The sequence below is a fragment of the Rhodoblastus sphagnicola genome (genome assembly GCF_002937075.1).
Lineage (GTDB): Bacteria > Pseudomonadota > Alphaproteobacteria > Rhizobiales > Beijerinckiaceae > Rhodoblastus > Rhodoblastus sphagnicola.
Map to the genome: position 1 here is coordinate 1 of NZ_NHSJ01000006.1, position 5,759 is coordinate 5,759.

Sequence of the window (5,759 nt, forward strand, 5' to 3'; positions counted from 1 at the left end):
TCCTGGGTTCATGCCTACTACGCACAGAACACCGAGGCCGCTCTTGCCGCCGCTTGCCAGCAAAACGAGTTTTACCACGCGAGCTCTACCTATTGCTACGACGACCGCCGCGTCGTCCATACGCTCAGGCCGGACGGAACAACGACGAAACCCGGTCTCGACTGGCGCGTAAACGAGTCCGCTCTTCGCAAGGCTGAAGCAGCGGCGGCGAGAGAAGCGCGTCATTCGCGGCCCATCGAGCCCTAGGGTTCTATGTGAGAGAAAACGATCGCCAGTGTGCACAGCGACGATTAAGCTGCTCCTTCGGCGCCGCTGTTTGCTCGTCGACATCCCGTCGTTCAGCGTATCGAGGAAGTCGCTGACGGTCGTGATTGCTTCGCGCGAACTGTTCCGGACGAAATCGATCGGCGCGCGTCAGCTGAAGATCGCGGCTTTGCTCGTGTTGATCAGCCACGCCAGCCTGGTGCTTTCGGTCGGGAACAGCGCCTTCAATTTCATGTCGATGAGCGCGACCAGGGCGATGCGGATTTCCGTCATCGGTCTGGCGTCAGCGACAAGGGGCTGCGTTGAAATGACAACGGGGACGAAGCGGCGGCGCCGACGTCACGACGGGAAGCTTCGCGGGGATCTGCGGCTTCGTTCGATCCATAGGGCGGTCGGCGCATCGAGGGAGGATCGCTTGGTTTTCAAAGAGCAGGGCCTTGCGATTGCGGGCGTCACGCTGGCCGCGCTCGATTTCGAAGCGTCGTCCCTTCACGGCTGGCCCATCGAGGTCGGCTGGATGCGCGACGACGACCTGGCGGCTAGTGACGCGAGTCACTGGAACTGGGGGTATAGTCGCTTGAGCTTGATGCGCGCATCCTCGGTTGTGAATTGCCAGTCGGCTTGCGCGCATTGCTTGTTGCGATTGGCCTGCCAAGCGGCGACCTCCTTGATCAACTTCTCCTTATTGGGGATTCGGCGATCCAGGCATTGGCTTGCCAGAACGCCGAGTTCGGATTCCGCCAGGTCGAGCCAGCTCCCATGCTTTGGAGTAAAATGCCACTCGAAGCGTTCGACGAGCCGTCGCGCCTCGGCGGCGGCGAACGCCGCGTAGAGCGACGCTGGCGTGTGCGTCGAAAGATTGTCCTGCACCAGCACGATCTTCGTCGCGTCCGGAAAATGTACGTCCGGCAAATCCTTGAGCGCGTGAGCGTAATCGACGGCGGCGTGGCGGTCGGTGACCTTGACGTGACGCCAGCCTTCCAATGGCGCGAACATCATGAACAGATTGGCGACGCCGTTGCGTTCGTACTCGTAATCGTGGCGCGCCTTGCGTCCGGGCGCGGGCGGAATGGGCGTGCGCGTCTCCTTGATCATCTGCTTCGACGTCTCGTCGAAACACACCAGCGGACGCTTCGGATCATGCGGGCGCTGATAGACGTCCAGCACGTCTTCCATGGCGGCGACGAAGGCCGCGTTGGCCTCGGGCGCGATCACCCATTGCTGCTTGAGATGCGGCTTGAGCGTGTTTTTTTGAGCGTGCGCCCGATCGTATTGTCGCTTGCTTTCTCGACGATGTTCAGCTCGACCACCTTCTGTTCGAGCAGGCTCAGCGTCCATCTGGCGTAGCCTTCTGGCGCCGGCCCGCAGGCCAGGGCGATCAGCTTGGCTTCCGCCGCGCCGTCGAAAATCCGCCTCGGCGCGCAGCTTGGATTGTACTTGCGGACCAGCGCCGCCTCGACACCCTCTTCCACCAATTGCCGACGCGTCCGCTCGACGTTGGCGATGCTGGTGTCCAGGGCCGCGGCGATCTGGCTGTCGCTCCAGCCTTCGCCGGCGTCCGACACATCCGCCTTCAGCAAGATGCGCGCCTTGGTCACGAGTTGCGCCGAGCGCTTGCCGGAGTTGATGAACGCTGACAGCCTCTTGCGCTCCGCCGCGCTCAAACGGATCACGTATTTCTTGACGGCAATTTCTCTTCCGGACACGAATCGCCTCCATCGCTCCTGCAAAGCGACAGAGATTCAGATATTGTCATCAAAGGCAACGACGGACGCCACTAGAGCGGATTCGGCTGTCACGCTGCGCGTAAACGTGAGACACCAAAGTTACTTAATTGCAATTATTTAGGTATTGCGCTTAATTTGAGACGCTGTACTTAATTTTGAGATTTTCGCTTGGCCGATTGTACTTTATGTAAGAATCTCGGTTGCCCTTGTTGGACCAAGGATTCTCCTCGTGAGCGACATTGAACCCGCCATAAAAACACGGCCAAGTGGGACTCAAATGCGACCATCGGAGGCTACCGGTTCCAATTTGACAAGATTGTCGCGCAGATGTCGGCCGGAATGCGCCGCCACCAGACGGTCTCACAATTGCTGCAATTGTGGGATGGAACCCCGTTTTTGTCTCAAATTTAAGTGCAATGATAAGTGCAATGAATCGCGAAATTCATCGGAATCTTGCGATTAAATGCAACGCGACACTTGCGCTCAACGTCAAGGACGCCGGATTGCAGCCGCGCCTCACGCCTTTGATCGCGCGATTCGGCATTCTGGACTATTTCACCTTCGCCCGACATGCTGGCCGATTGCGCGGCTGGCCTGCGCGCCTTCGCGCGCGAAAGCGACATAGAACCGTGGAATTCGTCGCAGGCCGAACATCCCCTGCCGAATTACGCCAGCGCCGCTGACGTCTGGATGGACACTTTCAGCGGTCGCGCCTGGATCGACTCTGCCGCCATCGAAAGGCATTTTTCACGCGGTAAGGACATCCGCCTTGGTTTCTCTGGAACTTCATCCCTGGGGCCGGCGCGATGCGGGCGCGGTCATGCTTGAATTCTGGACTGACTTGGCGGGATGTTCTGAGGCGGCTGCGCGCGGCGTTCCCGGAGCGCCGCATGTCGGTGTGCACCAAGCTGCCGGTGCGCGCCTTCACGTTTTTCAACGCCCTGATCTGACAGCCTATGGCATTTCCATCATACACGCGGCCAATGCGGATCGCGATGCAGATAGCGCGCCTTGTGAAGGCTGAGAACCCTTGAGTAGTCGATGGGTCGCCCGTCCGTGGTGATCAACTGCGGCGCGATCGTGTCCGCGCGTCCTTTCAGTTCGGCGAGTTCATCGTGCGTGAGCGGCAGAACCTGTAGGGTCACCCGGTCGGTCACCCGATCGAGGACCGACGGCGGAAAGAGCGCGGGTGGAAGCCATTCTGGAGTGTTTTCATAGGCGGTCAGATAAATCGCATCCGGATTCCCCAGGTCTGGACAAGCGAGCGCATTGGCGATCGGCAGAGCCACTACGCCGTTGGATGCAGGCTTGCGCCCAATGAATGGCCTTAGAGTGAACCTCGCCACGCCATAGAGATCGTCGGTGCGGATATCGACAAGGGTCGCGCCATTTTTCTGGAAGACGAAGAAGCCGTTACATCCGGGGAGGGCCTCTTCGGCGACATGCTCCGTGAAGCCCGAATAGATCAGTCGCTCGCGCAAATAGGCGTCGTCATTGTAATGCGTGGCGATGACCAGCGTGAGCCGCGATTTTTCACTTGCGGTGACGAGCGCTTGCGCCTTTTCAGCGGAATCCCGGATCGGCTGTTGCCACCGCCACCACAATAGCGGATTCCAGAGTTGTCCGGTCACGCTTTGCGGACCTTCCTGTTCGTAAAGCACATTTGCCGGCATGACGCCGATTATCACGCCGATCATGGGCGCCAGAACATAGGCGCCCATCTTGCCTGCGCGCCAATCGGCCAATCCCATCCGCACCGCCCAGCCGGCGCACAGGGCGTAAAAGGGCGTGAGGAGCGGATAGCCATACCGCACACTAGAGCCCAGGAAGACGGCGGCGAGCGCCGTGATGCAAAGCGGCGCGACGACGAATGCGAGCAGTCGCAAATTGTCTTTGCGCCGCAAGCACCGAGCTCCGAACTGAACAAAGCCCGCGCCGACGACGGCTGCCATCGCGATCCCAAAATATGCGATCAAGTTGAATAGATTCAAACCGCTCGCATAGACAGGGAGGCTTCGAAAATACTTGGACACGCCAACCGCATCGGCAAAACTGAAGTCGCCGAACCACGAAACCGCGCCAAGCGTCGCGCCGAGCCCGGCGGCAAGCCCGCACCAGCGCGAGAGGACCAGTCGGTAATTCTTAGACGAAGGCAGGCCTGCAAGGAGACCAAGCAAAGGCAATACGAGCGTCGCGTCGATCCGGCAAGAAATGGCGCAGGCCATCAGAATTCCCGCACCAGCGAAACGACGCCATGTCGAGGCCGGAATAATCAAGGCGAAGGCGCAGGCGCTGAAAGCGGCGGAAACGATGTTGTCGTTGAAGTAGTAGGCGACCTGCGACACGCCCGGAATCAGCAGCAGGATCGGGATCGTCAAACGATAACGCAGGGCGCCCCATGTTCGCGCGAAGGTCGCCGACGCGAGGACTACGGCCACAAAGCTGGTGAGGGTCAGAAGCCTAAATCCGAGGTCGGGAAAAAGACCGAACAGCCGGTTGAAGCCGGCCAGCAGAAAGACGACGCCGCTGCGCGTGAGATAAAGATATTCGACATGCAGCGGCATCAGACGGTCGTAATCGAGCACGCCCGGCCCGTTGAACTGCGCAGCCATCGATTGAAGGCGCGCCGTGTAGGCTTCCAGGTTCACAGCGGTGAAGACCGGGCTTACGATCCAGATGAGCAACAGCGTCCATAGCACGAACAGAATGCGACGCAGACTCGGAATCATGCCACTCACACGGCAGAGCAGGACCGGGACTCCCGAAGCGATCCTGGCGGCCCCACCCGGCTCCGCCCGCAAGTCGACGCGTCCCGTCGAACGGACCTCCATTCTCCCCACCGCTGGCGTACGGCCTTCTGCCGAAAGCTTGCGGCGCTCGCCATCGTGCGCCGTTACGGTGATGTTAGACATCTACGAGGTCTCCCAGTCCGGTGCGGAAGCGGCCTTCGGTCATCCGGTTGAGGGCTCCACGTCTCGAAAAAGGGCCGTGCAGCTTGATCAAAGACTTTGGCGAAGCATGCGAACCGCGCCCGGCCATCGGCGTCACGAGCAAAAGGTGCGCCACGGTCATTCCCTTTCAATCTTGCGCGGCGCCGGCGCCGAAATGGAGCGGGAGACGACGAAATTAAGAAAGAGTTGCGGAGGCGTGATGATGACCTTGGCCATGATAACGTCCTGCGCGCGTTGACCTGCAAGGGCAGGCCAGCGGCCGAGGCATTCGACCATGGCCGCCGAGAGGCCAGGGCAATCATCAGGATCGCATAGCCTCTGTAGGCGAAGAAGCACAGCAGCACAGCTTTATCCACGCCATGGCGGATATGCTTTCGTGATATCAGGAAAACGAACGAAGCTGCCAGAACCGACCTGGCCATGTTGGCGAGAAAGGGCGGCAGGTCAAAGGTGCGGGTCAAGGAGTTGAGCGTGGCGAGATATAGCAACCGGTCGCCGCCGGACAGCAGCGCGAACTCGACGACGGCGGTCAACCCGCTCCCCATCTCCCACATGGAGAAACCCTGCGCACGTTGGATGGAAATGTTGATATCTAAGTCAAAACCCATGTCGAAGCCTAATTCGACATGAGTTTACGTTAGAGTCATTAAGGAATTTGATTGCCTGTCTCTCCTGGCCGGAGCGAATGAGGGGAGCACGCCAAAGTGTGGGGCGGTCGTGCCGCTTCGGCCTGAATAGCGCTATCCGTGTTGTTGCCGGCCAGTCCCGGAAACCCGCGTTCAAAGGTTGGCCGCAACGTTCCGTCGCGCGTCCGGGT

7 protein-coding genes are annotated in these 5,759 nt (G+C 59.9%); 3 read left to right on the plus strand and 4 right to left on the minus strand.

Annotated elements, in window-relative coordinates; all coding sequences use genetic code 11:
- The coding region (locus CCR94_RS25555; protein ID WP_206605733.1) for a hypothetical protein at positions 1 to 246 on the plus strand (246 nt) is incomplete at its 5' end.
- Positions 247 to 414: 168 nt separating this feature from the next.
- On the opposite strand, the gene CCR94_RS26270 is transcribed toward CCR94_RS25555, so the two are convergent.
- Both CCR94_RS26270 and CCR94_RS00185 read right to left on the minus strand, forming a co-directional pair.
- The gene (locus CCR94_RS26270) at positions 415 to 537 is read right to left on the minus strand and encodes a hypothetical protein (RefSeq protein ID WP_275112794.1); all 123 of its coding nucleotides are present in this window, start codon (positions 535 to 537) and stop codon (positions 415 to 417) included.
- Positions 538 to 816: 279 nt separating this feature from the next.
- Positions 817 to 1,955, minus strand: a protein-coding gene (locus CCR94_RS00185; RefSeq protein ID WP_104505886.1) for an IS630 family transposase whose coding sequence is annotated in 2 segments (ribosomal slippage) — positions 817 to 1,517 and positions 1,517 to 1,955 — 1,140 coding nt in all. Because the reading frame shifts where the segments join, the coding sequence is not laid out codon by codon here.
- Positions 1,956 to 2,419: 464 nt separating this feature from the next.
- Here CCR94_RS00185 and CCR94_RS24265 point away from each other — a divergent pair.
- On the plus strand, positions 2,420 to 2,674 hold the full coding sequence (locus CCR94_RS24265) for a hypothetical protein (protein ID WP_146089763.1): 255 nt from the start codon (positions 2,420 to 2,422) through the stop codon (positions 2,672 to 2,674).
- Positions 2,675 to 2,815: 141 nt separating this feature from the next.
- Complete coding sequence (locus tag CCR94_RS26275; RefSeq protein WP_275112795.1) at positions 2,816 to 2,941, plus strand: hypothetical protein; 126 nt, start codon at positions 2,816 to 2,818, stop codon at positions 2,939 to 2,941.
- Positions 2,942 to 2,959: 18 nt separating this feature from the next.
- Here CCR94_RS26275 and CCR94_RS00195 read toward each other — a convergent pair whose 3' ends face one another.
- Together CCR94_RS00195 and CCR94_RS24845 are read right to left on the minus strand one after the other, a co-directional pair.
- Positions 2,960 to 4,903 (minus strand): hypothetical protein, encoded by a 1,944-nt coding sequence (locus CCR94_RS00195; protein WP_146089764.1) that lies wholly within the window; start codon positions 4,901 to 4,903, stop codon positions 2,960 to 2,962.
- Positions 4,885 to 5,550, minus strand: coding sequence for a hypothetical protein (locus CCR94_RS24845; protein WP_158254549.1), 666 nt, complete (start codon positions 5,548 to 5,550; stop codon positions 4,885 to 4,887). Before CCR94_RS24845 ends, CCR94_RS00195 begins: the two co-directional genes overlap by 19 nt.
- Between the last annotated feature and the right edge of the window lie 209 nt (positions 5,551 to 5,759).